The sequence below is a fragment of the Bradyrhizobium sp. MI1.4 genome (assembly GCF_055811315.1).
Map to the genome: position 1 here is coordinate 1 of NZ_JBVVPP010000113.1, position 2,199 is coordinate 2,199.

The 2,199-nt window shown below is 60.1% G+C and carries 2 protein-coding genes and 2 pseudogenes; 1 reads left to right on the forward strand and 3 read right to left on the reverse strand.

Annotated elements, in window-relative coordinates; all coding sequences use genetic code 11:
• On the reverse strand, positions 1-525 hold a 525-nt coding region (locus AC0L23_RS39775; RefSeq protein ID WP_473358400.1), incomplete at its 3' end, for a recombinase family protein.
• Between the two features lie 84 nt (positions 526-609).
• On the opposite strand from AC0L23_RS39775, the pseudogene AC0L23_RS39780 reads away from it, so the two are divergent.
• A pseudogene (locus AC0L23_RS39780) lies at positions 610-744 on the forward strand (YkgJ family cysteine cluster protein); the annotation flags it as partial.
• Positions 745-1,090: 346 nt separating this feature from the next.
• Here the strand turns inward: AC0L23_RS39780 and AC0L23_RS39785 are convergent.
• Complete coding sequence (locus AC0L23_RS39785) at positions 1,091-1,570, reverse strand: tail fiber domain-containing protein (RefSeq protein ID WP_473358399.1); 480 nt, start codon at positions 1,568-1,570, stop codon at positions 1,091-1,093.
• 314 nt (positions 1,571-1,884) lie between these two features.
• Positions 1,885-2,199 (reverse strand): annotated as a pseudogene (locus AC0L23_RS39790) (HlyD family secretion protein); the annotation flags it as partial.

Below are 2,199 nucleotides of genomic sequence, written 5' to 3' on the forward strand. Positions count from 1 at the left end.
AAGGTGGGCGACATCGTCTCGGAATCCACGGGCGACTTCATATCGGTACGCCTGGGCGACTTCGTCGGAATCCGCACCCAGGGCGACCCCGCGAGCCTTTGCCGCCGTCAGCGCCTGCCGAGTGCGGGTGGAAATCAGCGCCCGTTCCTTCTCGGCCAGGGCGGCGAAGAGGTGCAGGACGAACGGGTCTACGTCGGGCCCAAGCTCAGCGACCACGAAAGGCACCTTGTGAGCCATCAGCCCGGAGATGAAGTGAACATCGCGGCTGAGGCGGTCGAGCTTCGCGACACCGACGTGGCACTTGAGCTTCCGTGCCGCAGCCAGAGCGGCCTTGAGCCGGGGCCTGCGGGCGAGAGCGTCCGCCCCCTTGCCCGTCTCGACCTCGACGAACTCGCGGGCCACTTCGTATCCCTCGGAAGCCGCGAAGTTTGCCAGCGCGTGCCTCTGTGCCTCAATCCCCAAGTCGGAGCGGCCTTGGCCTGATGTGGATACGCGGATGTAGGTGACGAGCGGAGCCGTGGGCACGTAGAGGTCTCCAGAGCTGGTCTGTAAAGAATCTATACGTCCGAGGAATCTGAGGGATTCTGTTTTGCATAGCTCGTGGGCTAATCTTTTGTTTGCGCTTGGTTGCAAGGTCATCTCGATGACGACTGGTGTTTCGCGAAGCCGGGCATCATCGTGCATTTCAGCCAGGACGCAGTCAACGTCACCGTCGAAGACCATTGCCCCGACCGCTGGCGCGAGAGCGCGAGGAGCCCTACTTCAGCAAGATATGTTGACCTTCGGCCATTGTGCAGCGAACAACTTTTGTTGCTCCCTACGAACGGAGCAAAAGCGACTCTGAGCACGTCCGGAGTCTGGCTGTCACCTCACCTAACGTCAGCACGCAAACCGCCGACCCCGACCAGACCGATTGCACACGGGACAGCCGGTTTTGCCCAGAGACGTCGGCCTGTTGCATTGTAGACTTGGCTCTTCGAAGCCAAGGCACTAAATCGCAGCGCGAAGCTCGCTGAAGTGACCGGCCTACCACGATGGAGCTACACCTCGAAAATCCCGGCAGTGCAGGCGGAGGGCTTTGGTCCCAGCGTTACTGCTCAACACGTGAGCCGGCGGGCACGTTAGCACCCGAAGCAGTCCACTGGTCGTAGGTCTGGAATTTCACGCCAAGCATGTCGTAAGACACTCGCAGGTAGCCGTCGCTGCCGCGCAGCACTGCCGCGGGTATAACTGTTTGCACTTCCTGCGCCATCACGCCGACATAGGGCTTGTTGCTGCCGTTGTAAGCGAAACGATAGAAGCCGAGGCCATTTTGGAGGTGACCGATAAGGAAGATGTCGTGTTTGAGCATCATGTCGGATCGCCGGACGACACGACGGGTGGTCCGGCGTGCAACACCTCGCACACCGACTACTGGTGCGACAACGGCCGCGCCAACGGGTCGGACCACGCAGCCGGCGCGGTAGATACCGGCGGCACAATAGACAACAGCATTTGCTTCAGGTGTCTCGATAGCCATGGTTCCGGAGAAGGCGGTAATGCCGAGCGCGGCAAGGAGGATCGAGCGCATCATTGTCTCCTTCATTCAGATTGTAGGCTGGGAAGCTTATCGCAGGGATAGGACCAGTTTTCCTGCCAGGGGGCAATCGTTCTTCGAAGAAGCACTGCCGCACACGTTCAGTTCGACGGTCAGTGCTGAACGTGCCCCTACAGGGATCTGCTCATTGGGAGGAAATCACTACCGGCCTGAGGTGCCAGCGTCTGCAATGTGCCTGGAGCAGGACCTTGTCCAACCTAGATAAGCTCAGAGTTAGCCATCAGCCAGACGTCGACTGCTCATTTGCGAGAGCGCACCTATCATCTACCAAGCGTTCAAAACACCACCTAGTGCCCGCTCAGCACCAGCGTCTGGACCGGCATCACCAGCGCCTGGATGCGTAGCAGCATGGCATGCACGATGCCGGTGGCATCGACCCCGTGTAGCGCAAAGCGCTTGAGGGCGCCGGTTTCTTTTGCCTCAATCACATCGTGATTACTGGTGTAGGCGTTTGCGATGCAACTGCTGCCTGGGGTCACGCCCTCTAGCCCGCCCTTGTAGATTGGCTCCATGAAGACGAGAATAGTGCCCGGACGGACGACCTGCTGCGCCTCGATCAGTTGTTCGCCCCCCCTGAACTGGCCCGCCGCGATGTAGTCCTG